General features: G+C 44.0%; 29 protein-coding genes. 9 read left to right on the top strand and 20 right to left on the bottom strand.

Going from position 1 to position 26,770, the window contains the following annotated elements:
• Positions 1 to 358 precede the first annotated feature (358 nt).
• The 6 genes from OM416_RS31270 to OM416_RS31245 all read right to left on the bottom strand — a co-directional run bounded on the left by OM416_RS31270 (position 359) and on the right by OM416_RS31245 (position 7,381).
• Complete coding sequence (locus tag OM416_RS31270) at positions 359 to 1,783, bottom strand: aldehyde dehydrogenase family protein (protein WP_264936162.1); 1,425 nt, start codon at positions 1,781 to 1,783, stop codon at positions 359 to 361.
• A 251-nt stretch (positions 1,784 to 2,034) separates the two neighbouring features.
• Positions 2,035 to 2,457 carry a universal stress protein gene (locus tag OM416_RS31265; protein WP_264936160.1) on the bottom strand — a complete coding sequence of 141 codons (423 nt, stop codon included), beginning with the start codon at positions 2,455 to 2,457 and terminating at the stop codon, positions 2,035 to 2,037.
• Positions 2,458 to 2,474: 17 nt separating this feature from the next.
• Positions 2,475 to 3,695, bottom strand: a complete 1,221-nt coding sequence (locus OM416_RS31260; RefSeq protein WP_264936158.1) for an MFS transporter — start codon at positions 3,693 to 3,695, stop codon at positions 2,475 to 2,477.
• 230 nt (positions 3,696 to 3,925) lie between these two features.
• Positions 3,926 to 4,378, bottom strand: a complete 453-nt coding sequence (locus OM416_RS31255; RefSeq protein ID WP_264936156.1) for a MerR family transcriptional regulator — start codon at positions 4,376 to 4,378, stop codon at positions 3,926 to 3,928.
• 191 nt (positions 4,379 to 4,569) lie between these two features.
• On the bottom strand, positions 4,570 to 4,926 hold the full coding sequence (locus OM416_RS31250) for an SdpI family protein (RefSeq protein ID WP_264936154.1): 357 nt from the start codon (positions 4,924 to 4,926) through the stop codon (positions 4,570 to 4,572).
• 106 nt (positions 4,927 to 5,032) lie between these two features.
• A complete protein-coding gene (locus OM416_RS31245) occupies positions 5,033 to 7,381 on the bottom strand; it encodes a heavy metal translocating P-type ATPase (RefSeq protein ID WP_264936152.1) in 2,349 nt (782 codons plus the stop codon).
• A 309-nt stretch (positions 7,382 to 7,690) separates the two neighbouring features.
• On the opposite strand from OM416_RS31245, the gene OM416_RS31240 reads away from it, so the two are divergent.
• The gene (locus tag OM416_RS31240) at positions 7,691 to 8,062 is read left to right on the top strand and encodes an ArsR/SmtB family transcription factor (protein WP_036614212.1); all 372 of its coding nucleotides are present in this window, start codon (positions 7,691 to 7,693) and stop codon (positions 8,060 to 8,062) included.
• Between the two features lie 85 nt (positions 8,063 to 8,147).
• Here OM416_RS31240 and OM416_RS31235 read toward each other — a convergent pair whose 3' ends face one another.
• From OM416_RS31235 to OM416_RS31215, 5 genes are all read right to left on the bottom strand, one after another.
• Positions 8,148 to 9,308 (bottom strand): AI-2E family transporter, encoded by a 1,161-nt coding sequence (locus tag OM416_RS31235; RefSeq protein WP_264936148.1) that lies wholly within the window; start codon positions 9,306 to 9,308, stop codon positions 8,148 to 8,150.
• A 317-nt stretch (positions 9,309 to 9,625) separates the two neighbouring features.
• A complete protein-coding gene (locus OM416_RS31230; protein ID WP_264936146.1) occupies positions 9,626 to 10,660 on the bottom strand; it encodes an LLM class flavin-dependent oxidoreductase in 1,035 nt (344 codons plus the stop codon).
• A gap of 159 nt (positions 10,661 to 10,819) precedes the next feature.
• Complete coding sequence (locus OM416_RS31225; RefSeq protein ID WP_036668255.1) at positions 10,820 to 11,131, bottom strand: ArsR/SmtB family transcription factor; 312 nt, start codon at positions 11,129 to 11,131, stop codon at positions 10,820 to 10,822.
• Between the two features lie 1,311 nt (positions 11,132 to 12,442).
• Positions 12,443 to 12,709 (bottom strand): hypothetical protein, encoded by a 267-nt coding sequence (locus OM416_RS31220; protein ID WP_264936142.1) that lies wholly within the window; start codon positions 12,707 to 12,709, stop codon positions 12,443 to 12,445.
• Between the two features lie 30 nt (positions 12,710 to 12,739).
• Positions 12,740 to 13,399, bottom strand: coding sequence for a hypothetical protein (locus OM416_RS31215; protein WP_264936140.1), 660 nt, complete (start codon positions 13,397 to 13,399; stop codon positions 12,740 to 12,742).
• A gap of 561 nt (positions 13,400 to 13,960) precedes the next feature.
• Between OM416_RS31215 and OM416_RS32010 the strand changes: the two genes are divergently transcribed.
• The 7 genes from OM416_RS32010 (at position 13,961) to OM416_RS31190 (ending at position 17,988) form a co-directional block, all read left to right on the top strand.
• The gene (locus OM416_RS32010) at positions 13,961 to 14,065 is read left to right on the top strand and encodes a hypothetical protein (RefSeq protein WP_413775853.1); all 105 of its coding nucleotides are present in this window, start codon (positions 13,961 to 13,963) and stop codon (positions 14,063 to 14,065) included.
• Positions 14,049 to 14,258, top strand: a complete 210-nt coding sequence (locus OM416_RS32005) for an SOS response-associated peptidase family protein (protein ID WP_413775852.1) — start codon at positions 14,049 to 14,051, stop codon at positions 14,256 to 14,258. The genes OM416_RS32010 and OM416_RS32005 overlap by 17 nt, the downstream gene beginning before the upstream one ends.
• A gap of 82 nt (positions 14,259 to 14,340) precedes the next feature.
• Positions 14,341 to 14,562, top strand: coding sequence for an SOS response-associated peptidase family protein (locus OM416_RS32000; protein ID WP_413775851.1), 222 nt, complete (start codon positions 14,341 to 14,343; stop codon positions 14,560 to 14,562).
• A gap of 363 nt (positions 14,563 to 14,925) precedes the next feature.
• Positions 14,926 to 15,330: a type II toxin-antitoxin system HicB family antitoxin gene (locus OM416_RS31205; protein ID WP_264936138.1), complete on the top strand. Its 405-nt coding sequence runs from the start codon at positions 14,926 to 14,928 to the stop codon at positions 15,328 to 15,330.
• Positions 15,331 to 15,477: 147 nt separating this feature from the next.
• Positions 15,478 to 16,137: a hypothetical protein gene (locus tag OM416_RS31200; RefSeq protein WP_264936136.1), complete on the top strand. Its 660-nt coding sequence runs from the start codon at positions 15,478 to 15,480 to the stop codon at positions 16,135 to 16,137.
• Positions 16,124 to 17,275, top strand: a complete 1,152-nt coding sequence (locus OM416_RS31195) for a helix-turn-helix domain-containing protein (RefSeq protein WP_264936134.1) — start codon at positions 16,124 to 16,126, stop codon at positions 17,273 to 17,275. The genes OM416_RS31200 and OM416_RS31195 overlap by 14 nt, the downstream gene beginning before the upstream one ends.
• Positions 17,276 to 17,670: 395 nt before the next feature.
• A complete protein-coding gene (locus tag OM416_RS31190; RefSeq protein WP_264936131.1) occupies positions 17,671 to 17,988 on the top strand; it encodes a tyrosine-type recombinase/integrase in 318 nt (105 codons plus the stop codon).
• A gap of 211 nt (positions 17,989 to 18,199) precedes the next feature.
• Here OM416_RS31190 and OM416_RS31185 read toward each other — a convergent pair whose 3' ends face one another.
• The 8 genes from OM416_RS31185 to OM416_RS31150 form a co-directional block, all read right to left on the bottom strand.
• A complete protein-coding gene (locus OM416_RS31185) occupies positions 18,200 to 18,781 on the bottom strand; it encodes an NAD(P)H-dependent oxidoreductase (RefSeq protein WP_264936128.1) in 582 nt (193 codons plus the stop codon).
• A 165-nt stretch (positions 18,782 to 18,946) separates the two neighbouring features.
• Positions 18,947 to 19,369: a MarR family winged helix-turn-helix transcriptional regulator gene (locus tag OM416_RS31180; RefSeq protein WP_264936126.1), complete on the bottom strand. Its 423-nt coding sequence runs from the start codon at positions 19,367 to 19,369 to the stop codon at positions 18,947 to 18,949.
• Between the two features lie 164 nt (positions 19,370 to 19,533).
• Complete coding sequence (locus tag OM416_RS31175) at positions 19,534 to 20,211, bottom strand: NAD(P)H-dependent oxidoreductase (protein ID WP_264936123.1); 678 nt, start codon at positions 20,209 to 20,211, stop codon at positions 19,534 to 19,536.
• Between the two features lie 241 nt (positions 20,212 to 20,452).
• Positions 20,453 to 21,097 carry a dimethylsulfonioproprionate lyase family protein gene (locus OM416_RS31170; RefSeq protein WP_264936121.1) on the bottom strand — a complete coding sequence of 215 codons (645 nt, stop codon included), beginning with the start codon at positions 21,095 to 21,097 and terminating at the stop codon, positions 20,453 to 20,455.
• Positions 21,098 to 21,195: 98 nt separating this feature from the next.
• Entirely contained in the window at positions 21,196 to 21,654 is a 459-nt protein-coding gene (locus tag OM416_RS31165; protein ID WP_264936119.1) for a DUF523 domain-containing protein, read from the bottom strand.
• A 59-nt stretch (positions 21,655 to 21,713) separates the two neighbouring features.
• A complete protein-coding gene (locus tag OM416_RS31160) occupies positions 21,714 to 22,985 on the bottom strand; it encodes a hypothetical protein (RefSeq protein ID WP_264936117.1) in 1,272 nt (423 codons plus the stop codon).
• Positions 22,982 to 23,560, bottom strand: coding sequence for an RNA polymerase sigma factor (locus tag OM416_RS31155; RefSeq protein ID WP_264936115.1), 579 nt, complete (start codon positions 23,558 to 23,560; stop codon positions 22,982 to 22,984). Before OM416_RS31155 ends, OM416_RS31160 begins: the two co-directional genes overlap by 4 nt.
• 230 nt (positions 23,561 to 23,790) lie before the next feature.
• Complete coding sequence (locus OM416_RS31150) at positions 23,791 to 24,525, bottom strand: class I SAM-dependent methyltransferase (RefSeq protein ID WP_264936113.1); 735 nt, start codon at positions 24,523 to 24,525, stop codon at positions 23,791 to 23,793.
• A 162-nt stretch (positions 24,526 to 24,687) separates the two neighbouring features.
• On the opposite strand from OM416_RS31150, the gene OM416_RS31145 reads away from it, so the two are divergent.
• On the top strand, positions 24,688 to 26,043 hold the full coding sequence (locus OM416_RS31145; protein ID WP_264936111.1) for an MATE family efflux transporter: 1,356 nt from the start codon (positions 24,688 to 24,690) through the stop codon (positions 26,041 to 26,043).
• Positions 26,044 to 26,182: 139 nt separating this feature from the next.
• On the opposite strand, the gene OM416_RS31140 is transcribed toward OM416_RS31145, so the two are convergent.
• The gene (locus OM416_RS31140) at positions 26,183 to 26,536 is read right to left on the bottom strand and encodes a FlxA-like family protein (protein WP_264936109.1); all 354 of its coding nucleotides are present in this window, start codon (positions 26,534 to 26,536) and stop codon (positions 26,183 to 26,185) included.
• Positions 26,537 to 26,770 lie beyond the last annotated feature (234 nt).

The raw sequence follows: 26,770 nt of genomic DNA, 5'->3' as shown, positions 1-26,770 counted from the left end.
TCGGCAATGCTGTACCGCTTCATTCCGCTCGCGCTCTGGATAGGTACATCATGCTTAGGTGATATGAGCGGCATTTAATCAAATGAATTGCGATATGTTAACTATTTATACCCGTCTCATCAGATGTGAACCCGTAGTCAGTGAAGAATCGGTATGTATTTTTTTGATATGTAAGTTCAACCAAATACTATTTACACTGGCCACTACGATGACAGAATAACCTTCCGATCACGGTTATCCCCAGATTTTTTTGATTCCCTTTTTAAAGAAAAAAATCCTGTGCCATTATCGTGGCACAGGATCATATGATTATGTTTTCATTGGCATACGGAATATCGAGCACGTGAAACGAAAAAAATTAACCTTTATTAAACATGACAAACTTCAATTCCGTCATTTCCTCTACGGCATACTTCACACCTTCACGTCCAATACCGCTCTGTTTCACACCACCATAAGGCATGTGATCGACACGGAACGTTGGAATATCATTAATCATGACTCCGCCTGCCTCGATCTGATCGACGGCATGGAGAGCCGTATGAATGTCGTTCGTGAATACACCTGCCTGAAGCCCATAGATGGAATCGTTGACATGTTCAATACCCTCTTCAACCGAATCTACGGTATTAATCACCACGATGGGAGCAAACACTTCCTGACAGGATACCTTGGCATCACGGGGAACGTTAACCAGCACGGTTGGACGCAGAACGCCTCCCTCGGCTTGACCACCTGCCGCCACTTCAGCCCCGGCCTGTTTGGCTTCTTCAATCCAATCGAGCGTACGCTGTACATCCTTGGAGGTAATCAGCGCAGAGACTACTGTATCCGGCTCGAGCGGGTCTCCGACCACCACTTGTTTGGCCGCTTCAGCAAAGCGCCGGATGAATTCATCCGAAATATCACGATGTACGTAAATCCGCTGTAGCGAGATACATACCTGTCCCTGATACGTGAAAGCGCCCGTCACACATCGAGGAACCACTTTGTCCAGATCTGCGTCCTTATCCACGATCACCGCTGCATTTGACCCAAGCTCCAGTGTCACGCGTTTCAGTCCTGCTTTGCTACGAATGCTCGTGCCTACCGCTGGACTGCCTGTAAACGTAATGTGAGCAACATGGGGGTGGTCGACAAGCACATCACCAATCGTTTTGCCATCACCGCTCACCACGTTCAGTGCACCATCCGGCAATCCGGCTTCCTGGAGCAGATTAGCGATGTAGTAGGAAGACAAAGGCGTCTGCTCTGCAGGCTTGAGGACAATGGTATTGCCCGCTGCCAACGCTGGACCTACCTTGTGAGCTACCAGGTTCATTGGAAAATTAAACGGCGTTATGGCTCCAATAACGCCTAGAGGTTGCCGCATCGTATACCCGATGCGCCCTTCTCCACCTTTGGCTGCATCCATCGGAACCGTCTCTCCGGTCAGTCGCTTGGCTTCCTCGGCGGCAAAACGATACGTTTCCACCGTACGGTCAACCTCGGCCAGCGCTGCGGTAATCGGCTTCGCTGCCTCAAGCGCAATGATTCGCGCTGCTTCTTCTTTGCGTTCCTCAAGCATGGAGGACAACTTGTACAGAATATCTGCACGCTGATGTGCAGGCATCTGGCGCATTGCCTTCCCAGCCTGAACCGCAGCTGCAACAGCAGCCTCCGCTTCCTCTGCTGAAGCCGACGAGACTTCTGCCAGCGTCTCCCTGGAGTATGGTGCTTGAAGTGATTTATAATCTACGGATTCGGTCGGTTTGCCACCGATAAACAGATGTTGTTTTTTCATATGCTGCATCCTCCATTCTTTTCGAACCTTATTGAACTATCAAACTAAAGAATGTTACATCGCCACTTTGATGACAGAACAACCTTCCAATCGCTGTCTCATGTAAAAGATCAATTCAATTTATATACTCTATTTATACACTACTTTGAGGCCATCAACCCAGTACTGCATGCGGCAATCATAGCTTGTAACGTACCTAATGAGCCATTGTGGCGATCTTGAGCCGTTGAATTACAAAGAAATCTCACAACCTATTTAACCGTCAGGACGGGGCATCCTGCATGTTTTAACACGCCATGACTGACGCTGCCCACGATCATCTCTGCCAGCATGCCTTTCCCGCCTGTACCCATCACAATCATTCCACATTCTCGTTCACGCGCCACACGGCAGATCTCATTAACGGGATCACCTGCAATTAGCAGCGTTTCATACGCAATGTCCCGTCCGGACAACTGTCTGGTCACTGGTTCTATAATATGTTGCCCTTCTTCGGCAATCCGAGCTTCCAGATCAACACCCAATGCAGGTTCATTCATAGAAATGGCCGGATTCACATGCACGATCAACAGACTTGCGGGTTGTTTCATATTTTCAGCCAGGATCAGTGCTTGCTCCAAAGACTTATGCGCATGATCCGAACCATCAACAGCAACCAATATACGTTTCAGCATTGCAATTCCTCCTTAAATTAATGAGATGTAATGGCGGAATCGATATCCCGCAGATGATGACGGCGCACCAGCAGTACCACGACTCCAACCAGAACCATTAATGCGCCAAAATAAAACGGCGTTTCCGGCAGGAACCACTCGGATAATTTACCCGCAAGCCATGGAGCAAGCGCACCACCCAGGAAACGGACAAAGCTGTATGCAGCAGAAGCAACAGAACGTTCCACAGGTGCAGCTTCCATAACAGCCGTAGTAATCAACGTGTTGTTAATCCCAAGGAAGATCCCTGCTACAATGACCGCCACAATAACCGTAGTTGGTGAACCCATCACCGTACCAATGGCCATAACAACCAAATCAATCGCAAACAGCGTAAGCATGACACTCATGGACGGCACCGATCCGAATCGGCGTTGCAATCTTGGAGCTACAAATACCGACGTAATCGCCAGCATCAATCCCCAGCCAAAGAATACATAACCCAAGCCGTGCTCATCCAGATTCATGACATATGGTGAATAAGCCATCAAGGTAAAGAAACCAAAGTTATACAAGAAGGCGGTAATCGCCAATGTTTTTAGTGAAGGATAGCTTAATGCTTTAAACGGATCGGACAAAGAACTGCGTGTTTTCGGTTTGGCCATCTTGGGCAACATAAATGTAATGCTGATAAAGGCAATCGCCATCAGAACCGCCACCCCATAGAACGGGCCACGCCAAGAGATGGAACCCAGCTCACCGCCAAGCAGCGGACCAACCGCAATCCCGAGACCAAGCGCTGCTTCGTACAAAATAATCGCTTTGGCTGTCCCCGACGTGGACAGTCCCACAATGGCGGATAACGCCGTTGCGATGAACAAGGCATTACCAAGTCCCCAACCACCACGGTAACCGACCAGTGCACCTACCGTGTCTGAGGTACCGCCGAGGAACGAGAAGACAATAATCAAGAATATGCCGCTAAGCAGCGTCCACTTCACACCAATCCGGCTGGATACGACACCTGTAATCAGCATCGCCACCCCGGTTACAGCGTTATAACTGGTAAATAGCAGTGACACCTGGCTTTTCGAAGCATGCAGTTGATCTGCAATCGCAGGTAGAATCGGGTCAACCAGACCCAGACCCATAAAGGATATGATACATGCAAAGGCGACCGCCCATACCGCTCGTGGCTGGGATAACAGGCCCCCACCTGATGACGGCAATTCGTCCGGTAATGATGGCTCTCTTTTCATACGTAATTCCTCCTGTGAATAATTTATGTGGTTAATCTTTATATTTGAAAATGTCCGTGAAAACGATGAAAACATTGCGTCTATTTTCATGAATAGAGGTAACAAAACGGCACAAATGACACCGGAACATCCGGTGCTTGTACAGGATCGCCACAGGTACTATGGTACTCACTCCATGTAGCGATTATGTGTATACAGTTTTGTTTATTAAACAATAGATGCTAACTTAGTTAGCCGTCTTCATCACCCTGCGGATCATGTGCCTGTAATTTCTGAATACCGCTCCGAACGCGTTCACGCAGCTCTTCCAGTTCAGTCTGTACGGCATGTATGCTTTGAAGCTTCTGCTCAATCAGTTGCAGCTGACCATCCAGCGTTGTTTCCATCGTGGTGAGCTTCTCGATCCGTTCTCTCACTTCGGTTGTCTGCTGGTAGTCAAAACGTTGTTCGTTCAATGCATCTGCCGTTGCCACATAGGTATGTAGCTCCTGAAGGGAGAATCCAAGTACCTCTTTGGCGCGAACCACCTTTTTCAGATATTCGATATCCTCCCGAGTGTACAACCGCGTCCCGCCATCTGTCCGCTGAGGTGAAGGCATGACACCAATCTCTTCATAATACCGAATGGTTCGCTTGGTCAAACCACATTCTTTGGCTACGTCGTCGATTTTATATAAACTCATTTCCCTCACCTCTTTCATATGTCTGTAATGTTATGTACATAATTATATATAATAATAACGTTAACGTCAACGTTAGATTTTATATATGAAGTCAATAGCGAGTTGAACATCGCCTTCCATTCTCTATCTTCAACAAAAAAGACCCGCTTCACACGCGAGTCTCTTCTCTAAACCTATTCATTAATCTTACCTTAAGCGTTCTGCTCATTCTGTTGCTGTTGTGCACGCTGCATTTGCTTCAGACGACCTTCCACTCTGGTAAACAGTCTGAACGTATAGAATCCTGTAGCAACCAGACTTAGAACCAAAGCTCGTACATCTGTAAGCCAGAAACCGATAATGCCGAATATCGTAATAATCACACCAAATTGCATCATCAGATTGGCGCTATAACTTTGCGCTTCGTTCCACAAATCGGGATTACTCATTGCACGCGGGGTCCGATAACCATATATTCCGTTAATCATTTTAGGTGGTTTTTTGAACACCATTAACCCCAGAATGAAATAACACACTCCAATGATGATCCCAACTACTGCTCCTGTCAAAACGTTCTCCCCTTCTCTACATAACTTCTCATCAACATAATGCCTTGAAAAAATATAAAAACGGCTCTACGTATATACGAAGAGCCGCCTGAATCGTTTCGTAAACTTAGATATTCTTCACACGAAGTACACGCATGGCGTTCAGGACAGCCAGCACCGTGACACCCACATCGGAGAATACCGCTTCCCACATGGTGGCAATACCGAACACACCCAGTAGCAGGAAAATCGCCTTAACACCTAGGGCAAACGCGATATTTTGCCACACGATCATTCGTGTACGCTTTGCAATGCGGATTGCGCTCGCCAGTTTCGACGGTTCATCGGTCATGATGACCACATCAGCCGCTTCAATGGCGGCATCTGAACCGAGTCCACCCATCGCTACGCCAACATCGGCGCGTGCCAGTACTGGTGTATCGTTGATACCATCACCGACAAACACCATTTTTTCCTTCGGAGACTTGGCAGCTTCCAGTTGCTCAAGACGTTCGACTTTGTCCTGTGGCAGCAATTCAGCATAGACCTCATCCACACCCAGCTCGCGTCCTACCGCTTCACCCACGGCTTTCGCATCGCCTGTCAGCATGACCGTTTTGCGGATTCCGAGCTTCTTCAGCGCCTGAATGGCAGCAGCTGCATCGTCCTTCACTTCATCGGCAATGATCAGATGACCAACATACGTGCCTGCTTCAGCCACGTGGACTATCGTTCCTGCCGTCTCTGGTGTGCTATACGATATACCCGCCTGCTCCATTAATTTAGCATTGCCTGCCAGCACTTCCTTACCATCGACGCTCACTTTGATCCCGTGTCCGGCAACTTCATCATAGCCTTCCACACCTTGCGTGGGAATATCTTTGGCCCAAGCTGCACGAATGGATTCGGCAATCGGATGATTGGAATTCGCTTCGGCAACGGCCGCCAGCTTCATCAGTTCTTCTTCCGTGCGTCCGTTTTGGGGGCGAATGGCTGTTACTTTGAATACACCTTTGGTTAGTGTACCCGTTTTATCGAAAACAACGACTTTCACATCGTTCAATGCTTCAAGGTAGTTACTGCCTTTGACGAGAATACCGTTACGTGAAGCCGCCCCGATGCCACCGAAGAACCCCAGTGGAATAGAAACAACCAGCGCACAAGGACATGAGATCACCAGGAAGACCAAGGCTCGATAGATCCAATCAGCAAATGTCGCACCACTAAGTATCAACGGCGGAACAAATGCAATCAAGGCTGCAAGGATAACAACAACCGGTGTGTAATAACGGGCGAATTTACTAATAAAATGTTCTGTTTTCGCCTTCCGGCTACTCGCATTCTGCACCAGGTCCAAAATTTTGGATACTGTTGATTCACCAAACGTTTTGGTTACTTCAATGGTCAACATGCCGTTTTTGTTCACAAAACCACTTAGCACATCACTTCCGGGCTCCAGCTCACGAGGTACCGATTCACCTGTCAGAGCAGAAGTGTCCACCATGGAACGTCCAATTCTTACGATACCGTCCAGCGGTACTCGCTCGCCTGCTTTAACCACAATTCGATCACCAATCCGTACTTCTTCAGGAGATACACGCCGGGTTTCGTCACCTGAACCCGTCAGGATATTCGCGTAATCCGGGCGAATGTCCATGAGCGCCTGAATGGACTTGCGTGACCGATTAACCGCCATGCCCTGAAACAGCTCCCCGAGCTGATAGAAGAGCATGACCGCTACTCCTTCTGGATACTCTCCAATAGCAAAGGCACCCAAGGTAGCGACGGACATCAGGAAGTATTCATCGAAAACCTGACCGCGGATAATGTTTTTGAACGCCTGGAGCACGATATCTCCCCCGGCAATCAGATACGCGAGCGTATAGAGAGCAAATTGCGCCCAGCCCTCCAGCGGCGACCAGATGGCAGCTGCGAGCAAAACAGAACCAACAGCAAGACGAACAAGCAATGCTTTCGTCTGACCTGCACCATGCTCATGGGAATGGCCTGCATGCGCATCATGATCATGAGTATGGCTGTGATCATGCCCAGCATGATTCCCGTGCTCATGTGTATGATCATGTGCGTGACCATGTTGATGTTGATCATGAGTATGTGAGTGTTTGCCATGTGAATGGGAATGTCCATGATTATGTTCAGCATGGTCATGACTGTGGTTATCCGCACCAGCTGCACTCCCTGTATGGGTATGCACATGTCCGTTCACGGGTTTTCCTTTTTCCGAGATGCGAATATGTGGCTCCAGTCGAAGCACTTTGCGCTTTGCTTCTTCCACTACCTGCTCATCCATGTCGGAAGTGGTGTGTAGTGATAATGTTTTGGTAACAAAATTGACAGAGCATTCGTTAATGCCCTTAATTTTTTTGACGCCATTTTCAATTTTCAATGCGCAGTTCGCACAATCCAATCCATCAAGCAGCAGTTCCCTTTTCACCTGTTCCTGTCCGGTTCCCATGTGAATTCTCCCCTTTGCAGTACAAAAAAATGTTATGTTTCAATTGTATTCAATATATGAGCACTCATTCATATGTTTGGTTACCCCTATTATATGCACGCCTAAACATGAGTGTCAACAATCGATGTTGATTTTTCATACAGACTATGCTAATAGTAATCATTTCGCTTTAGACGTTTTTTGGATATAATAGAGCTATAGTTAAACTTTTGCATAAATTCGAACCAGTGAATTCCAAGCAACAATGTACTTACGAATGGTTAAATCGAATTATGCAAAATGTTGAGTTAACATAGGCGGTGATAGGAAATGGAACAACCGGTTAAAGCACCAAGCGAATGTGATGCGGCCTGCTCGGGTACTGAAGCCGACGTGCAGACGATTCGCACTTCACTCATAGATCGGGAGACCTCTTCCGAGATGGCGGATTGGTTTAAGGCATTCAGTGACCCAACACGTCTACGTATTATTGATGCGCTGTTACAGAAGGAATTATGTGTTCATGACCTGACGGTTCTGCTGGATATGGGTCAGTCGGCCATTTCACACCAGCTGCGTTCACTCCGCAACATGCGTATCGTCAAGCGGCGCAAGGAAGGCAAGACGGTATACTATTCTCTGGATGATGCTCATATTGAGCAGATCTTCCTGCAAACGCTCCAGCATATTAAACACAGCTAGGCAGCAGCCAAGCTTGTTCATGAAGAAGAACCCCCGCCTCTCGGCTATATGCCGATGGACGGGGGTTCTTCTTGGTTCTCTTCAATTACAATAGATTGTTCTTGTTCGGATCATACAAGCCCGATCTGTCCTTGAACCAGTTGAAGATATGCGATACACATACTTTCAGCACCGCGTATCCTGGAACAGCGAGCAGAATGCCCACGACTCCAAACAGATTACCCGAAGTCAGAATGACAAAGATAATCGTGATGGGATGAATCTTCAGCGTTTTACCCATGATCTGTGGCGAGATGAATTTACCTTCAATTAACTGCACGATTGTCCATACGGCAACCATCTTCAGCAGCATCACTGGTGAAGTGACCAAAGCCACGATCAACGCGGGTGTAATCGCAATTGCTGGTCCCAGATACGGAACAACACTCGTAAACGATGCGATAATTGCAAGAATCAGGGCATAATCCAGACCAATGATCATATAACCGATGTAGAGCAGAATACCGATGCAGAAGCTGACGATAATCTGTCCACGAATGAATGAACTGATCTGGTGATTGATGTCTTCCAGCACATGCATTGCACCTTTACGGCTCTTGATCGGCAGGAAAGACAGAATTTTCGACGGCAGCTTCTTGCCGTCTTTCAGCAGATAGAACAGCATGAACGGAACCGTTACGATGGACAGCACGGTCTCCGTGAAAGCACCGAGGAATCCGCCCAATTTGGTCCAGGTTGAGTTCAGAATTTCAGTAGCTTTTTGGGAGATTGTCCCCCACCAATCCTGAGAATTCAAATTCACCGTCTCCTGGAACTGACCGAACAGTTGGCTGCCCGTGAGTTCCTCAAACTGCTGTTTTACCGTCTCGCTGTATGTTGGGAAATTTTCGATCAGCCCCATAATCTGGTTCCGCACAACCGGAATGACCGCCAGTACGACGACTGTCAGAATGCCTCCAATCGCAAGATACAGGATCAGAATGGACCAGCCACGCTTAATTTTCCACCGCTCCATCACATCCACAATCGGATTCAGCAGATAATACAGTATGCCTGACAGAATAATAGGTAGCACAATGGTCTTGATGAGTACTGCGAGCGGATGAAGAACAAAGGATACTTTGGTCAGAACCATCACGTTCAGTCCCACCAACAGCAGAATTAGCAGAAATAGGACAAACTTGTTGTTAAGAAAAAATCGCTTGAACCGCTCCGGCCAAACGCGGGGTTGCTCAGGTTGCTCCATAGGCGTGTCGTCCTCTCTCATGTAACCTTAATCAAAATTAAACTATAAATCTAGATAAATACCCCTTGCCTGTAAAAAAATAAAGTACCTTGTACAAGCCAACATATGTATAACACTCTGGATTTATACGTATGGTGCTGTTTAACCGTTTCAAATTAAACCGGTAAAGTCATTTTACCCCAAAATGAGTCTTCTGCCCCACACCAATCATTTGCAAATTCTCCCTATTCAAAAACGGCTCGCCTCACTGGGAGACGAACCGTAAATTTGTAGCTATAGCTTACCATCAAGCCAGCTTTTACGCTGAAAATGAAGATTTAAGCTTTTCCCGCCAATTGTGAGATTAACTCATAGGAATGCAGACGCGCCTTATGATCATAGATCATCGACGTAATAATCAGCTCATCTGCCTGTGTCTGCCGAATGAAGGATTCCAGCTGTCCACGTACCGTTTCTGGTGAACCGTTAACAGCTGCTTTCAGCGTCTGCTCAACACCCGCCTTCTCGCGGTCCGTCCATTTGCCTTCCATCTCTGCCGGAGGCTGTACCAATCCCGTTGTACCGCGAATAATGTTCAGGAACTGCTGTTGCATCGTTGTACCCAGCCATGCTGCTTCTTCGTCTGTATCCGCAACAACAGCGTTAACACCCACAATCACATGTGGCTCCTTCAAGCTATCAGATGGTTGGAAGTTGTTTCGATACGTCTCTAATGCGATCCGGGTATAATCGGGCGAGAAGTGGCTGGCAAAAGCAAACGGTAATCCCAGCTGACCTGCCAGACGTGCACTGAAATCACTTGATCCCAGCAGGTAAATCGGAATGTTCAGTCCTTCTCCCGGTACTGCACGAACAGGCGCGTGATAAGATGTCGCCGAAGCATCAAAGTATGCTCTGAGTTCTGCCAACAGCTCCGGGAAATCTTCCCCGCTGTTCAGATCTTTGCGTAATGCCAGTGACGTACGGCGGTCACTGCCAGGTGCACGACCCAGTCCCAAATCGATTCTGCCTGGATACAGGGACTCTAATGTACCGAACTGCTCAGCGATGACAAGCGGTGCATGGTTGGGCAACATGATACCTCCTGAACCCAGACGAATCGTCTTGGTCCCACCAGCCAGATATCCAATAACAACCGAAGTTGCGGATGACGCAATACCCGGCATGTTGTGATGTTCAGCTACCCAGTAACGATGATACCCCCAACGCTCGGCATGCTGTGCCAGATCCAGGCTGTTGCGCAAAGCATCAGCAGGTGTTGCACCCACAACGACGGGAGCCAGATCCAGGATGGAAAGTTTAACATCATTAATATGTTCTTTATGGGATGAAGCTGTATTTTCTGTAGTCATTATCGTTTAATCTCCTCGATGATTATATTTTTGTATATCCAGATATATAGATTAATTAAATCGCAACTGGATATGATGATGTGATGATAAACTAGCCGTTTACATCCGGACGGAATCCCTGCCTGCATATGCATCCTAGCTTCCGTTCCGGCATCCGGCTTATAACTCGTTCTGCACGTACTCTGCAAACTGACGGATTGTCTCTTCGTTGCGCCGATAATACGTCCATTGTCCTCTTCGCTCGGAGAGCAGCAACCCTGCCTTGAGCATAGTCAGCAGATAACTGGAAATAACCGACTGAGCCAGTCCAGCCTTCACTTGAATCGTGCCAACACAGATTCCGTTCTTGCCACCATCCGGATGCTGAGATAGTTCCAGCGGTGGGAAGTGTTGCTCCGGGTTTTTGAGCCACAACAGGATTTGTCTACGTGTCTCGTTCGATAATGCTTTAAATATAAGTATAGGTTCCATGGGTACGATGTCCCACCTCCATTCGTCTGTGTTCGTCTAAGTTCGTTTACCTATACTCATAGCCATTTTCGGGATAAGTTATAACATTTTCATCCGCCAACGTTCGCAGAGATTGTGATTTTCTTGTGATTTTTGGTGATGTCTTGTTTTCTGCAAAACAATCATAACTTCGCCTAGTCTAGTATGAATTATATCAAATAGCTTCGCAACCTTCTAGGGCGCTATTTTTGGGAGGAGTACTAAATAATGAGTATGAACATTTTCGCGTAAAGATATCTATACTTATTCATCTTCAGAAGAAGATGAATAAGTATAGGAGACCGGTCAGACTAATCCGGTCTCTTCTTGTTTATATTCTTGCTGTTATAAGCTCTTCTATTCTTGGCCAACTGTAGTCCTCTTCTCCCCGTACAAGTTTTGTCTCCTATTCTGTTTATAATAGCTGTGACAACACCCCGCAGCTCCTCGTCATCAAACGGGTTGAACACTATGAGGGTAATTGACTTGCATTCCTTGTACGATTAAAAAATCGCATCCTCAATGAGCTGCATTTCTTGTTCGTCAAGAGTCGGTTTCCCCCGGCGCCTTTGCAGTGCTTCTTGAACCAAGTATGCTTCACTATATTCTGGAATAATAATTAGTGACCTTCATAAATCCCATTTTCGCTTAATTTACTCCCCACGTTGCATTCCTCCTTAATATAGGGTCCAGTAACTTATATCATTCTGCTGTACCAGAGGAGGTGCCTTAGGAAGCTTAGGTTTTTCCGCTTCTCGTTCTTAGCCTTCCAGGATAACAAGATTGCTGGTGTCTGATTTATCTTCCCAATTTATATGCTCCGCTTTAATTAGACCTTCCAGAGCAGCCATAACATGGGTTTACCCTTACCTGTCTTTAACCGTAAGTTCATTAATGGTCGGTAATCGTCTGCGGCCGCTACTGTAATTAAACAAGATCCTCATTATTTTACGTTCGTAATCAGATAACATATATCTGCCTCCTAAGCCGTTGTTCTGATTGGATAGTATGCCAGTAAACCGGATTCTTTAAATGTCCGCGGCTGCCCAGACAATAGATCATCAGCTTTGATCATTCCAGCTCGGATGCTTTTGACCTGGATACGACGTTTCGTGATCTTTCCGCTTCGATCCTCGTAAATGATTTCAACTAACCAACCCAGGTATTTAACTGGCAAGTTTATCCCTACGATAACAGGAATATATGTTTGCTTCTAGCTATTATATACGAATGTAATTTATGAATTCAACAAGAAAAGCCCCATCAGCTTACACTGATGGGGCTCTACATTATTTAATTATTTCTTCTTCGTTTATTGTTGGTTCGAATTGATAGTAACATTGATAAAGTTAACAACAATATAAAAGTCATATTGTTTTGATTTAAGGAACCTGTTACAAGTGAATTTACGACCAACATGACAATTGCTGCAGCTGAAACTCCTGATAAAATATAACCAGTTCTGATTTTGTCTCTTTTTAATATCACACTCACGATAGTGACCAGTAGAACAGCAGGAATTAAAAGAAAGAGTAGTATAATTGCATATGCAGTACCCAAGTTATCCCTCCTCTCTTTTAATATTCTACTTTAACCTTTATTTGTTGTCACCTCATAATATGTGAACGGCAACCAATGTAAATTCAGAGTTACTCCTTTGCCAGCATTATTATGTGACATCGAATTAGCGATCATACTAAAACCAGCACCCTCAATTAAAGCCACTGCGGCCCCTATCTGCCCCCCAGGAATAAACCCTGCTATCGCCGCGAGAAGCACTGCTACTTGTGCCGTTTGCTGTAATGAATAAATCATGTTATTAGTTTCTTGATTATTAAAAGTAATTGCAACTCCCCACCAGTAAGAATTACTAAATGTAAATGGAGTCACAACTTGGCTACCGCTGGCAGAAACTTGACTGTTTAGTGCAGCATTTAACTTTTGAACGCCTGTAGCAAAATGATTGTAGACTTCCTGTTCTACAATTTCTTGTGCAGCAGGATCGATATGATATAAATTGTCTGATCCTTTATTTATGTATGGCGTCATTGCTTCAATAGAGTTCATGATTTTTGCTGAAAACTCATCTTCACCTATGACAAGTGTCTTTTTGTTAAGAGTAAACTCACCCGTAGGTAGCTCAATCACCGGAGATGGTGTTGCCGCGGATGCAAAAGCAACTGGAGCCAGAGACGTAATAGCCAAAGCACTACACAATACAGCAGATAACATTTTTACCTTTTTGTTCAATTTTATTCCTCCTAATATTTAATTATGTTACAATTTGTATAATATATTAATATAATGAATCTATCAACCATTATTTACTATAATTTGTGAACATTTTATTAAAATCAAAATATACACTGTTATAACTACGAAAAAAGGAACAGCAGATTACTTCTCTGTTCCTTTTTTTTCGAATGCAATCAATTGAGAAATATCATCAAGTTCTAACGCCACCATGATTTTATTCAAGTTCTCAGGTGACCAGGCTTTGGATTGGTTCTCGGCCATATCAGATACTCCCTGTCATGCTGCTTATCTGGCTAGAATCCAGCCCTCGTTCGTTCATAAAATCTAATCATCGTTATAATCACCTAAATAACATCTTACACGTTCCCTCCCCACAAATTACCCGCTTCTATTCTCAAAGATTTGAGTAAAATTGCTTATTATAGCTTCTAAAGGGATGCATTTTATGTGTGTTAGATTTACGATATAGATCCAATTGAGCAGATTATGGACAGATATATGGCTTCCCATTGCTGATGGATTTGAGTACAAATCTAATTACAATGCACAGCGCCTATGCACTCCATCCCCACAATTATCAGTAGCAAAGACGGAAATAGATTGGGTGCACTTAGATGGGGGCTAGTGCCGTCCTGGGCAAAGGATGACAAGATCGGGTAATAAGATGATCAATGCCCGGACCGAGACATTAACTGAAAAGGCATCATTTAAACGATTGATCAGCTCCAAGCGTTGTATCATTCCAACAAACGGATTTTACCAGTGGAAGAAAGCAGGATCTTCTAAGAAGCCTATGCGGATTCTAATGAAGGATGATCGCTGGTTCTCGCTTGCCGGCCTTTATGATACCTAGACAGATCCAGACGGAAAAAATTGAGTACTTGCACCATTATCACTACCCAACCCAATAGTCTCATGGAAGACATCAGAACCGTATGCCGGTTATCCTGCGCCCAGAGGACGTGGCGGAATGGCTTGGAAGAGATTATGATGATGTTCAGTCGTTGCTCGGTTTGTTGAAGCCGTATCAAGCATCAGAGATGCGCGCATACGAGGTGCCAAAGGAAGGAGCAGTGAGGTTATCCCTCCTGCTCTTTTTCATTCCTATCAAAAGTAAAAACATGCAAATTTTACGCATGAATATTTTACACGCATAATAACACGCGTTATCATTATATAGAGAGGAGGTAAGCGATGCCGAAACAGTGAACGGTTCGAGAAGTGCTCAAACGGTTGAAAGAAGAAGGATTCATCAGATCCCCTTCACACACCGGTGGTAGCAGTCATAGTCGTTGGTAACACAAAGATGATCCAACAAGATACGCGGACATCAGTTTCCACAACAGCGGTCAGACGATACCAATGGCACACTCAAAAGCATTGAGAAGACATCAGGGGTAATCTTTTAACCCTCCCTTCTCTAAAGCCATCGCTTGCCTCCGGCATAGACCGGTTCGTCGTGTTATCTATACATAACACGACAGGTGTAAAATAAAATGAATTAAAAGGAGCTAGATAAATTGATAAACACATTTATTTTTCCTGCTGTTGTTGAAAAAGGTGAGGACGGGGGCATTGGCTTGTACTTCCCCGACGTCGCTGATACTGCCGTGCTTGCCCCTGACATTCAAACAGCTGTTAAAGATGCCAAAAACATGTTGGTCGATCGTATACTTGAGATGGAACATAATAATATGGAAATTCCCGCGCCTTCCGATCTTGATTTTATTGAGTTAAACGATCCAAGTGACAGAGTTGTGTTTGTTGAGGTCTTTCTTCCTCCATATCGTGACGCAGCTGCGAACAAGTCTGTGACTGTAAACTGCACCGTACCACAATGGCTACGGGATGCAGGTAAGGATGCTGAATTGAATTTTTCGCAACTCCTACAGAATTCAGTTAAAGACGCACTTGGGATTAAATAAAAGAGATGGTGGCCTAATTGTCGCCATCTCTTTTTTCTCAGAACATTTCATTTAGGTACCTCACGTTTATTTTTTATCACGGTTGCAAAATATGCGTTTTTTTAGTAGGATGGTTGCAACGTTGAATTGTCAAGGGAGTGTATTGGGATGGAGCCGATTATTTTGCATATTGATACTAAAGAGGTTATTCGAGGCAGACTACCTGTTCTTGTGAGGTCGAAGATTTGTACAATCGTGGAAAAGGCTTATTCCCTGACAAGAGAAGCCATCAAACAAACCACTCTGCTTAATTGGGAACTGGGAGCAAAACATGAAGGGTATTTAAGAAACATTGCAATTGGATACCTCTTTAAACAGCAAATTGATCTGGGTAACCTTCCTTTTTCATATTCATATGAATATAATCGAAATCGAAGCTACAAGTTCATTGTGTTGTCTTTTGAAAATATCAAAATCAGCTTTAGCCAAGTGCAGGCAAGAACCCACGTTGCTAGACCCGCTTATTTTAGGAATAAATTGCAGCTATTGAACCAGGGAGAGATGTATTTCTCTGACATGGACCCTAATATTCCTAGCAATGCGGATGACTGTTACTTACTTCTTACCTACAGTCGTGGAGGATCTGAACCAAAATTTGTGAACATTGGATTCCCCCATCAATGGAACGAGCGAATTGACCTTTTGAAGGAAACACGGGTTCTTGCCTCGGATAACCCGCAAGTGGCACCAGAAGAAACAATCACTCCTGAGACGTTGATTGAATTTAGAAATTATGTAAAAGAGGTGGAGGGCCTTGGAAGCGAATAACCGCTTTTCCAAGTTTGTTCCTGATCGTCTTATTGAGGCAAGAGAAGCAAGAGGTTTAACTTTAACCGAGTTAGCTGACAACCTTAAAGTAACGCATCAGGCTGTATCAAAATACGAAAATAACAAAGCGCAGCCAACATTTGACACAATTGAAAAAATGTCTAACATCCTTGAAGTACCTGTGACTTTCTTTTACAAAAGTCCTATGGAGTCATCGGAGAGCGTTGTCTACTTTCGTAGTATGGCAATGGCTACAAAAAAGTCTAAAAATGTGCACGCACGTAAGATTGGCTGGATAAAAGAAATTCATAAATACCTTGAGAATTTCCTCGATTTCCCCAAAGTGTCTGTCCCGCGAATTATCACTCGAGACAAATACATTCAGACAGACTTTGAGGAAATCGATCTTATGGCTAACTATGTAAGAAAATCATGGAATTTAGGCAATGGCCCAATAAGCAACGTTACTTTATTGTTAGAAAAATCAGGAATTATAGTTGCGAGGTCACCGTTTAGCTCCTATAAAATTGATGCTTGCTCTATCTGGGAACAAGATGAGCGGCCGTATATTTTATTAAGCAATGATAAAACTGCTTCTAGATCGAGATTTGACATTGCTCATGAGTTAGGTCACTTAGTTTTACACTCCAACATAAAAATGACAGAGTTTAACAATAAGACTAACTACAAACTTATGGAAAAAGAGGCAAATCGTTTTGCAAGTGCTTTTTTGTTGCCTTCATCAAGTTTTGGAACGGAAGTTGTTTCAACATCAATTGAGCACTTCATTTCTTTAAAAAAACGTTGGAAGGTCTCAATACAAGCTATGGCTTATCGTGCTACATCTCTAGGTATATTCAGTGAATTTCAGCACATTAACCTCAGACAACGACTGGCTAAAAACAATCAATTATCTTCTGAACCATTGGACGATGTACTTACATTTGAAGAACCTTCCGTATTGAATCAAGCTATCAAAGCTATAATTGAACATGGAGTACGTACAAAACAGGATTTCCTGAGAGAATTGAGTCTTCCAAGAGGTGAAATTGAGACTTTTGCAAATCTTGAAAGTGGATATTTAATTCAAGACATTGAGTCGAATGTAATTCCGCTTAATTTTAAAAGAAAAGATTAGTTTCAACCTAAAAAACACTCAACTGTTAGATGAGTTGAGTGTTTTTATATATGCTAAAGAAAAAAGGAAGCTGTCAGACCTACGCAAACAGTCTTTCTCGTTTCATACTCTTACTTTAAACACAAACTGCTCACGGAAATTTCTATTCCCTGCTATCTTAATCGATACCGTACTATAATGCTTCTATTGAACCACCACATTAAACAATTTGTTCCTGATTAACCAAATCATTTCATATAGATACTTGCACCTGGAATATTGCTGCAATCAAAAATTCCGTGTCTGTTTGTATTACTTTGTATGTATTGTTCAATAATACTCACCAATTAACAAATTTTATAAACGTCACGATCGTCTAAAAATAACATTCATAGCGAATAGCTGCTAAGAAACTTATGGATGATTATCATGATGAAAATTTTGTTTTTTCTCGAAGCGATGGTTACCCCTTTATAACTAAAAAAATATTCAAACGTATGGAAAGGCTTCTATTAAGAACATCAATTACAAAGAGACCTACTCATCATATTTTAAGCCACACTCATATTAGTATGTTGGACAAAGCCGAAGTGGATCTGAAAACAATCATGGAAAGAGTTGGGCACGATGATGCAAAAACTAATCTAAAGATATGTACTCATGTTACGAAAAATATGAAGAAAAATGCGACGGAAAGAATTATGAAACAATTCTCAGATGTCCTTCAAATATAGCATTTTGCAGAGAATGTGATTTTCTACTTTCGATAAGCACGAAAATAACCTTATAACACTTGGTTTTACTCATGTTTTTGCTTCAAAGAGGTTCCATGGGTACGATTATACCCCCTTTCATCCATTTTGCAAACACATGAACAAACAAACCGACTCATGATCGAGTCGGTCTGGTATCATATGGAATCCCTATAGGGAACCAACATCTATATTAGAATTTGGTTGTAACCGTTTGTTTAACCTGATCCAATATGGCTTGATATGCGGGTGCATCCAGGTATCCAATACTACCAAAGAGCAGATGATCTACGGCTTCAATGCCTACAAAATCGAAGATACCTACGTCTGAAGTTATTTTCAATCCAGCAGTCATGCCAATCTGATCGTAGATTTCACTAGGAGTACCATGTGTATTAATGATGAGGCCTTTTTTGCCTGTCAGCAATTTCTCGATTCCCGCTTCACCCGCTACATAAGCAAAACCATAGGCGAATACACGGTCAACATATCCTTTCAAAATGGCTGGAAGACCTGTCCACCAGATCGGATAGATGAATGTAATGGCTTCTGCATCCGTAACAAACTGTTGCTCTGTAGCGATATCCTGGGGTGTCTGTCCTGCACGCATGGAAGCTGTGTCAGCTTCGGTCAGTACGGGTTGGAATCCAAGCTTGTACAAGTCACGAACGACCACTTCATGACCTTGAGCTTCGAGAGCTTCTACAGCAGTATTGAGGATTGCGTTATTGAAGCTGTCTGTGTGCGGGTGAGCATATACGATAAGATGTTTCATAGTGTGAATCCCTCCAGGTTTGGTTTGAGTTAGGTTGCGAAAATGGGGTTACATTGATACGTTCCATATACATAGACATCTATGCATATGGACATAAAAATATTTGGGCTGTTCTGCCTCCACCCCATTCAAATCTGGAAGGTTGCAGGCAGAAGAGTTCATTCACTATAATCTTCGAACGATAGTGGACAGCAAGCTCTCCAATTGCTCCGACTGTTCATTGGACAGGCCACTATAGATGATGTCATTAATCTGCTCTGATACCTGATGGAATATCGGTTCGAGTTGCTTCCCCTGTTCGGTAAGGCGAATCATCGTCACCCGGCTATCTTCGGCACTCTTGTTGCGTTCAACATAACCGAGCTTCTCCAGCTTGTTGACCAGTACAGTTACTGTTGGTTGCGTGCGTTGAACACGTTCCGCCAGCATCTTGATCGACAGCGTCTCTTCCCGGTACAAGAACATTAATACATCCCCATGAGAAGGTACAATGCCTGTCACTTCATGCTGTTCCAATTCGTGAACAATCCGTTTGTTGACATGATCTCTGATTCTTGCAATCAGTGCTATTGCGTTGTATTTTGGCATGACCTCATTATACATAGACATCTATGTATTTTCAAGTGATTTTTTATAAGAAAGAAAAACAGCCCGATATTTTCCATCCTTTTAGCATATGGAAAATATCGGGCTGTTTCGATCTTATTCTATTTCTATAAGTTTAGATCAACGTTGTTGAATTGATGCTGAGTTCAGTTAATCCACTGAGTAATTTTTTCAACGGATTGTCGGGATTTCTCACGTTTGGGTTCCTCTACCCGATAACCGAAGGCTGCCATCACCGAGACGTCCCATGCACCATCCTCCAGCAATCCCTCTTCTTCCAACATACGATGGACATCCTCACGGCTAAAACCTTCAATCGGGCAGGAATCAATCTCGATCTGAGCTGCCGCAGTCATCATGTTGCCAAGTGCAATGTACGTCTGTTTGGATGCCCAGTCGAATAGTGACCGCGGATTCTCCAGAATTCTCTGGTTATTTTGGAACTTACCATAAGCCGCACTTGTTAGCTCAAATACATCATCAGGCATTTCCTTAACCTCCTTCAGCATGTATTCCGCATAAGGAGAATTATAACTGGCGTCTGATCGCGCCAATATAACAACAAAATGGCTTGCTGTTGCCAATTGCTTTTGAGCGCCAGAAGAGACTTCAGACAGACGCTTACGTAGGTCGGGATTTTGCACGATCAAGAATTTCCATGGCTCAAATCCAATGGAACTTGGAGATAATCTGCCTGTTTCCAATATAAATTGGAAATCATCATCCGCAATTTTGCGAGTATCATCAAATATCTTGGTTGCATGCCGGAAATGATAAGCCTTCAGGATATCTTCCTTTTTTTTTGCCTGTGTTGTATCTTCCATGGATCTCCACGTCCTTCTCTTTATAGTATTGTTGTATGTTCATTCGTTAGTGTCTCGTTTTTGATTTGCTTACGTATTAGTTTAGGATCTATATCCGAAAATGAAAAGTACGCACATTATTGTTTCTCAGTTTCTAAAAGTAAGTATTGTATTCTGACAACATACATAGCCACATTGGGAATCCCCTTCTGTGAATATCCATGAATGATATTAACACCAATCACTTGCAACGAGTATCCAATTATTCAGTTAACTTTTCTTGGTCCGTTATGAATTTTGATGACGTTATAAGGTCGCCTCGCCAGATGTAGAGGGCTAAGACTGGGTCTTCCCTCGATTCAGTTGTGTGGATGGCACAACTTGGATGCAGAATAACAGACCCAGGTTCTCTTGCTAAGGGCTCTTCAATACCTTTGGTCCACATTCCTGTACCACCAAGGGGGATGTATAATTCATTTGCAGGATGCACATGTGGTGGATAATACGTTTTTGGAGCTAATAAGGTAAGGCCCATAAGCAAGTGATCAGCCGTTCCCAGATCCTCCGGTCCGATAAATTGCGTAAAAGTTACCTGTGATTCTAGGTTAGGATACAGCGGATGTGGTGGATAACCGAAGGTCCAGTCAAGGAAAGGTGCCAAAGGTCTGATCGCTGCAATCAGGCTTGATTCGGCGCCTGTGTCACCAAGCTTCAAAGCAGCATCCAGATATTTGGTGACAGTGGATTCTGATGGGCTAGGAAGTTTTCCAGAACTCGGCACCTCAGGCCACACCTGCAAAATCCTGCTTATCTCGTCGAGTATGTCGGAATCACTAGTGTCACAACATTCGAGACGTCTGTATAATTGGTTTAAGAATGTGTCAATCAGCCTGTTCATTTGTTCCATGTATTATTCAACCTCCAAACACACAACAACTCTAATTTTTTCTGATTATTCCCCATGAATTCGGCGATAAAATAATCGTGAAGATATACTAATCACGCCTATAATTGTTCCATGAATTCTTCTTCCGAAATGACGGTATATCCTTCTTGCCGAAGCAGTGCGGAAGTAACACCTTCACCCTGTACCTTGTGATTGGCAAAGTTTCCATCGTAAATAGTTTTCGTGCCACAGGACGGACTGAACTCCTTCAACACAACACAGGACACATTCAATTTTTTAGCCCATTCCAATGTCTGATAGGCTCCCTTGATATACATCTCTGTGACGTCCTTGCCACTTTTCTCGATCACTTTTGCAGTACCTGCCAATACGTCTTTGCCCGTACCACCGATAATCTCAGCTGGTTCACGGGGTGTGGAGAATCCACCGAGCAACTCCGGACACACCATCTTCGCTTGCTCCTGCTCCACAAGTTCCTGAATCTTCTCATCCAGACTAGCTGTTCCATTGTAACGGCAGGCTACCCCCGCCAGACATGAACTCACCAAATATTTCATCGTTATCTCCTTATGCCCATTCCATCTATGAAGTAAATTGTAACATATAAGATCAAGCCCTATAGCTCTCCTCTGGTAATCATCCTGATCCGTCCATCTTCCCTGTATTCAACCTGAAAAACATCCGTGCTCGATTCCAATTCAAATGTTACGATTCCCAATTGCTCAGCATTTCTGTGAAGTTTATAGGCGTCAAAATTAATGTTAAATATCTTCTTAACTATTGGTCCCACTTTTTCTCTAAGAAGAGACTCATCAATATTATATAATTTCTCATGGTAAGCCTCCATCTCTTCTATGTTGCCTATTTCTTGTTGCTCATAATAATTAGCATCTCCCACGGTATAGCCCAAGCCCTCTTTTCCTTCGGTCATCTGCACAAAGTAGTTATCTTTAAAGGAAAAAAAGACTGTATCCTTGCCGAGTTCATCATCTTTGCTTCGGCTTGCTCTTACCAGATCAAGATTGGCTTTACCAGACAGAGCCTCAATTGCTTTTTTGGCATCCGCCAGCGCAACCTGGGATACTTGATCAAGTCTCAGGTCTCCTGTGATTGAGACAGCCTTATCCTGTTGCCATACAATCTCCCCATAGCCAGTCTCATTTTCTAACCATAATGTCGTATGCGATATCGGCTCCAATTCCCCTTGCTTCATACTCACGTAACGTTGAACTGATACAGGTTTAAGTGTTGGAGTACTGCCTATACTTTGCAAAAGCGATGGGACCTGGCGCAGATAACGGTGCTCCAGCTCGCCCGCCAGCATCTCACCTCTCATCTGTACTTCACGCAGATTTCCTGTTGTCGCATCAAGCCATATCTGCGCATACTCCTTCTCGCTTTCTTTTCCAGCCTCTACATATATTCTGCCGGACAAAGGCAAGTCTTCAACTTTCATAATCTTCAGCTGTTTACCCAGATCGTCTCGCATGGTAGTCGCCACATTTCTTTTCATCTTATCCGTTAGTAGATTGACGCTCAGATCATCGGACAACTGTAACGCTGTCGTCGGATAGACCTGCTCGATCATGGGCTTCACCAGCTGACCATCATCCCAGCTCCATAGGAATAATCCAGCAGCAATAACCAACGCACCCGTACCTGCAACAAGAGGCCCTCTTCTAGGGCGACGCTTGTGTGACGAGTTACCTACTTGCGGTCTGGACAGCCCTGAACTGTCCTCTGACCTATCTCCCTTGCTTCCTACTTCCGACTTCTTCATCCACTCCACCTGTTGAAGCACCTTTCGCTTGTGATCTTCTGTAAAAGGAGACGACGCAAACGGCCCCTTCCGGATTTCCTTTTCCCACTGCTTATCCTTGTGTGTCATTCGCTTCGCTCCTCCCATTGTTTCCGTACCTTATCCTTACCTCTCGATAGTCTGGATTTTACTGTGCCTAAGCTGATTTTCAACATCTCTGCAATCTCACTCGTCGTGAGCTCATACCTCAGATTCAACAAAAGAATCTCCCGGAATTTCTTCGGCAACGCCAGAACAATATCCCAGATTTCATGGACATGCTCCTTGCGCATCACTTCCATCTCAGCCGAAGGATATGCAGACTGAGATGGAACCATTACGCTCCGGCCCGAAAGCTCCCGCTCTGTCTCAATGGGTAGTGTCTCTCCCCATAAGCTGCTACGAAAGAATCTGGATTTTCGATATGTAAAAGTGGTGTTTCTAGTAATCGTCAGTAGCCACGTCTTCAGTGAGCACTCTCCCCGATACTGGGCAATCCCCGAGTACGCTCGGATGAATACCTCCTGTGACAAGTCATCTGCCTGTTCGGCACTTTTGGTCAGAAAATAAGCGTAATTCCACACGTCATTTCCGTAGTCATCCATCATGCTGCTAAGTGTGTAATTGTCGATCGTCTGAGCCTGTGCCAGAAATTGATAATCCAACTGTTGTTCACCTCACTTAATATGACTGAGTTTAATGTGGTTTGGTTCCCTATTTTGGACATTATTTCTTATTATTGTAGCAAAATAAAAAAACAGCATGTTCAACATCGCTGAACACGCTGATTCCTTCAAGTTTACGTAGTTAGTAATCTCTATCAGAAATCTTTTAGGCGAACGCTCCACTTCCACAGTTTCTTTCTGCCCTCTGATCTAACGTATCATTTTCATCGTTATACTTTCACCGCAGCAATCATCAGAAACATCGGTCTTCGATTCTCGTCTCTCATGCCTGGAACCTGTTCGATCATCTCCAGCGATGGCTTGGATTCAGCTACCTGTTGAATGGCAAACCCTGCCTTAATCAGTTGATTGAGATGTGTTGCCAGTGTACGATGATATTTGACTACGTCCTGATTCAGAAAGTTTGCCACACGCTTCCCTTCCTCATGGTAATCATCCACGGGCCAGTGCAGGATTTCACCTTCGGGTCCGTAATGCCAATCCTGCGCAGCACGAGCGGTAAAGATCGGATGTTCAGAGGAAAGGATAAACGTGCCCCCTTGGACAAGACAGTCATTGATTTTGGCGTACACCTCGTCTAACCGTTCAATATAGTGCAAAGCAAGCGAACTGATCACAACATCAAATTGTCCAGCTGCAAAATCAATATCTTCAATTGCCAGCTGCTCGTACTGGATCTGTGGATCGTCCGTCATTTCACGAGCACGCTGGAGCATATTTTCAGACAGATCTATACCGATTACTGAACTCGCTTGTTGTTCACGCGCATACCGGCAGTGCCAACCAAAACCACATCCCAAATCCAGCACACGCTTGTCCTTCAAATCAGGCAACAAGGTCTGTAATTCATGCCACTCCCCCGCTGCATCCAGTCCCTGAACGGAACGAGCCATCTTACTATAGTTATTAAAGAACTCAGCTTCATCGTATTTATTTTGTTTCATTAAGAGATTCCTCCCGCCTTATAAATATCAACCTACTCTACCACATAAACGATATTTAAACGTAAAAGTTGCCAAGCGAAATCAAGCCATGTTATCATACAGAACGAACGTTCAGTATTAATAAATACAGAATGAACATTCAGTTTACTAACGGAGGTCATTATGAATACGAATTGGACGCATCCATTGGAAGGGCAAACTGTAGGTAAAGCTTTTATGAGCTACCTCGTGCCTTCCGTATTGGGGATGCTGGTAGTTGCTTTTAATTTTATTATCGACGGCATTATGGTTGGACACAAACTGGGTTCTACTGCGATGGCCGGGATCGGCATTGCCTCCCCTGTCTACACGCTTTTTGTTGCGATGTCGCTGTGGATTGGTATGGGTGGGGCAACCTTGTACTCCAACGCTATGGGTAGAAAAGATATGACATCAGCCAAACAAATTTTCACCAAATCCATTATGCTCATTATGCTTGTTACGATGGCTATTGGATATACTGCATTTACGTTCAAAGACAAGCTGGTATATGCCCTCGGTGCCAACGCCGAGACCTTCCCGTTTGCTTCAGACTATATGAATATCATGTTGTTATTCGGATTCGTCTTCACCATTGAGAATGCACTCTCTGTTTTTGTACGAAACGATGGGAATCCCAACACATCCATGTACGCTCAAATTACGTTTGCTGTAGCCAATATCATCATCAATTATGTAACTTTATATGTACTCGAATGGGGTGTACGCGGTGTTGCCCTAGGTACTATAGTTTCGGCATCTTTGGCGCTGCTTGTCCTGTTCACTCACTTTTTCAAAAAAACAAATAATCTCACGTTCACCCGGTTCAAATGGAACAACAAATTGCTGGCTTCCCTGCTACTCATTGGTTTTCCCAGCTTTCTGGCTGAACTCGGCATGTCGGTCTTCTCTGTCTCTCACAATATCTCCATGGACCGCATTGCGGGTACCGATGGTGTAGCGTCCTTTACCGTATTGAACTATATTCATGGTGTAGTACTGTTAGCTTTCCTGGGTCTGGCGTCTGCTGCCCAACCTCTAATCAGCTATTATCACGGTGCGAAACAGATTAAACGGGTACAACAAACGATACGTTTAGCTACCAAAACGGCTCTGGCATGCGGTCTACTATTACTGATTGTTGTTCAAATTGGTGCACCTTACTTCGTGCAAATCTTTGGAAACTTCAGTAGCGGCGTAACGGATAATGCCGTGTACGGATTAAGGATATTTACATTTGCCTACGTATTTATGGGTGTTAACTTTGTCATGAGCACCTATTTCCAATCTGTAGGTAATGCCAAAATGGCCATCTGGATTACAGCTGCACGTGAAATGATCATCATGATTGCGTTAATTTCGATCCTCCCTTCATTCTTTGGTGTCACGGGTGTCTGGCTTGCCGTACCGCTGTCCGAAATGCTGGTTCTCGCAACCATAGCCGTGTACTATAGAAAACGATACCTTACGGATCGAATAAACGCGTTGCAGTCTGAATAACGTTAACAGATAGCAGGTAAATGGAACGTAGATGGAATGTAGGTAGACCTCATAAATATACTAACAAAGAAATAAACAAAGCCCTACACGATCAATATAGATCGCTCAGGGCTTTTGTTTTGTCCTAAATTAGATGTCATTAGATGCGTATATCAAATCGGCCATTGCTGTCTGTTGTTGCATTCGCAATTTCCTTAGGGGTAGCAGCTCCCATTCCATTGGATGGTGGTTGGGCAGGTGGCGCCTCCTTCGTAGCAGTTGTACCGGCTCCTTGAGAGCTTTGCTGTGCAATCTGTGCCTCAATCTGCTTGATCTGCTGTTCAAGCTGTTTAGTTTTTGTCTCCTTGGTCTTCTCATCGTCCTTACTGGATTGCACTTTCTCCAATTGAGCCTCAAGCTTCGTCTTTTGTTTCTCCAAGCTACTTGAATTGTCCGAACTCGAAGATGTCGATATGTAAGATGTAGTGGAACTGGCTGCAGAAGATATATTCATTATGTTTCTCCTCCTCTTTACTTGGCTTCACTATACCCTAATCCAATGAGTTGTACGTTAAATTCAACTGAAAGGTTGCTGAACGAAACCAAGTACGAAAGTCGAACAGATGGAAGTATACAGACCAGTATTAATTAGTCTGATCTATAATATTGAAATTCTTCATATAAGTGATGGATCTTATTTTCGTCTCATCTATAAAGTTAGTTGTTTTCCGCTGAAAATAGTAACACA

Source organism: Paenibacillus sp. LS1, assembly GCF_026013365.1.
Taxonomy (GTDB): domain Bacteria; phylum Bacillota; class Bacilli; order Paenibacillales; family Paenibacillaceae; genus Paenibacillus.
Note: the sequence above shows the minus strand (reverse complement) of the source record. Positions and strands in the feature narration are given on the sequence as shown.

Coding starts and splice junctions, on each gene's coding strand:
- OM416_RS31270 (WP_264936162.1), bottom strand. CDS start 1,783: ATGAAAAAACAACATCTGTTTATCGGTGGCAAACCGACCGAATCCGTA.
- OM416_RS31265 (WP_264936160.1), bottom strand. CDS start 2,457: ATGCTGAAACGTATATTGGTTGCTGTTGATGGTTCGGATCATGCGCAT.
- OM416_RS31260 (WP_264936158.1), bottom strand. CDS start 3,695: ATGAAAAGAGAGCCATCATTACCGGACGAATTGCCGTCATCAGGTGGG.
- OM416_RS31255 (WP_264936156.1), bottom strand. CDS start 4,378: ATGAGTTTATATAAAATCGACGACGTAGCCAAAGAATGTGGTTTGACC.
- OM416_RS31245 (WP_264936152.1), bottom strand. CDS start 7,381: ATGGGAACCGGACAGGAACAGGTGAAAAGGGAACTGCTGCTTGATGGA.
- OM416_RS31240 (WP_036614212.1), top strand. CDS start 7,691: ATGGAACAACCGGTTAAAGCACCAAGCGAATGTGATGCGGCCTGCTCG.
- OM416_RS31235 (WP_264936148.1), bottom strand. CDS start 9,308: ATGGAGCAACCTGAGCAACCCCGCGTTTGGCCGGAGCGGTTCAAGCGA.
- OM416_RS31230 (WP_264936146.1), bottom strand. CDS start 10,660: ATGACTACAGAAAATACAGCTTCATCCCATAAAGAACATATTAATGAT.
- OM416_RS31225 (WP_036668255.1), bottom strand. CDS start 11,131: ATGGAACCTATACTTATATTTAAAGCATTATCGAACGAGACACGTAGA.
- OM416_RS32010 (WP_413775853.1), top strand. CDS start 13,961: ATGCACTCCATCCCCACAATTATCAGTAGCAAAGACGGAAATAGATTG.
- OM416_RS32005 (WP_413775852.1), top strand. CDS start 14,049: ATGACAAGATCGGGTAATAAGATGATCAATGCCCGGACCGAGACATTA.
- OM416_RS32000 (WP_413775851.1), top strand. CDS start 14,341: ATGCCGGTTATCCTGCGCCCAGAGGACGTGGCGGAATGGCTTGGAAGA.
- OM416_RS31200 (WP_264936136.1), top strand. CDS start 15,478: ATGGAGCCGATTATTTTGCATATTGATACTAAAGAGGTTATTCGAGGC.
- OM416_RS31190 (WP_264936131.1), top strand. CDS start 17,671: ATGGATGATTATCATGATGAAAATTTTGTTTTTTCTCGAAGCGATGGT.
- OM416_RS31185 (WP_264936128.1), bottom strand. CDS start 18,781: ATGAAACATCTTATCGTATATGCTCACCCGCACACAGACAGCTTCAAT.
- OM416_RS31180 (WP_264936126.1), bottom strand. CDS start 19,369: ATGCCAAAATACAACGCAATAGCACTGATTGCAAGAATCAGAGATCAT.
- OM416_RS31175 (WP_264936123.1), bottom strand. CDS start 20,211: ATGGAAGATACAACACAGGCAAAAAAAAAGGAAGATATCCTGAAGGCT.
- OM416_RS31170 (WP_264936121.1), bottom strand. CDS start 21,097: ATGGAACAAATGAACAGGCTGATTGACACATTCTTAAACCAATTATAC.
- OM416_RS31165 (WP_264936119.1), bottom strand. CDS start 21,654: ATGAAATATTTGGTGAGTTCATGTCTGGCGGGGGTAGCCTGCCGTTAC.
- OM416_RS31160 (WP_264936117.1), bottom strand. CDS start 22,985: ATGACACACAAGGATAAGCAGTGGGAAAAGGAAATCCGGAAGGGGCCG.
- OM416_RS31150 (WP_264936113.1), bottom strand. CDS start 24,525: ATGAAACAAAATAAATACGATGAAGCTGAGTTCTTTAATAACTATAGT.
- OM416_RS31145 (WP_264936111.1), top strand. CDS start 24,688: ATGAATACGAATTGGACGCATCCATTGGAAGGGCAAACTGTAGGTAAA.
- OM416_RS31140 (WP_264936109.1), bottom strand. CDS start 26,536: ATGAATATATCTTCTGCAGCCAGTTCCACTACATCTTACATATCGACA.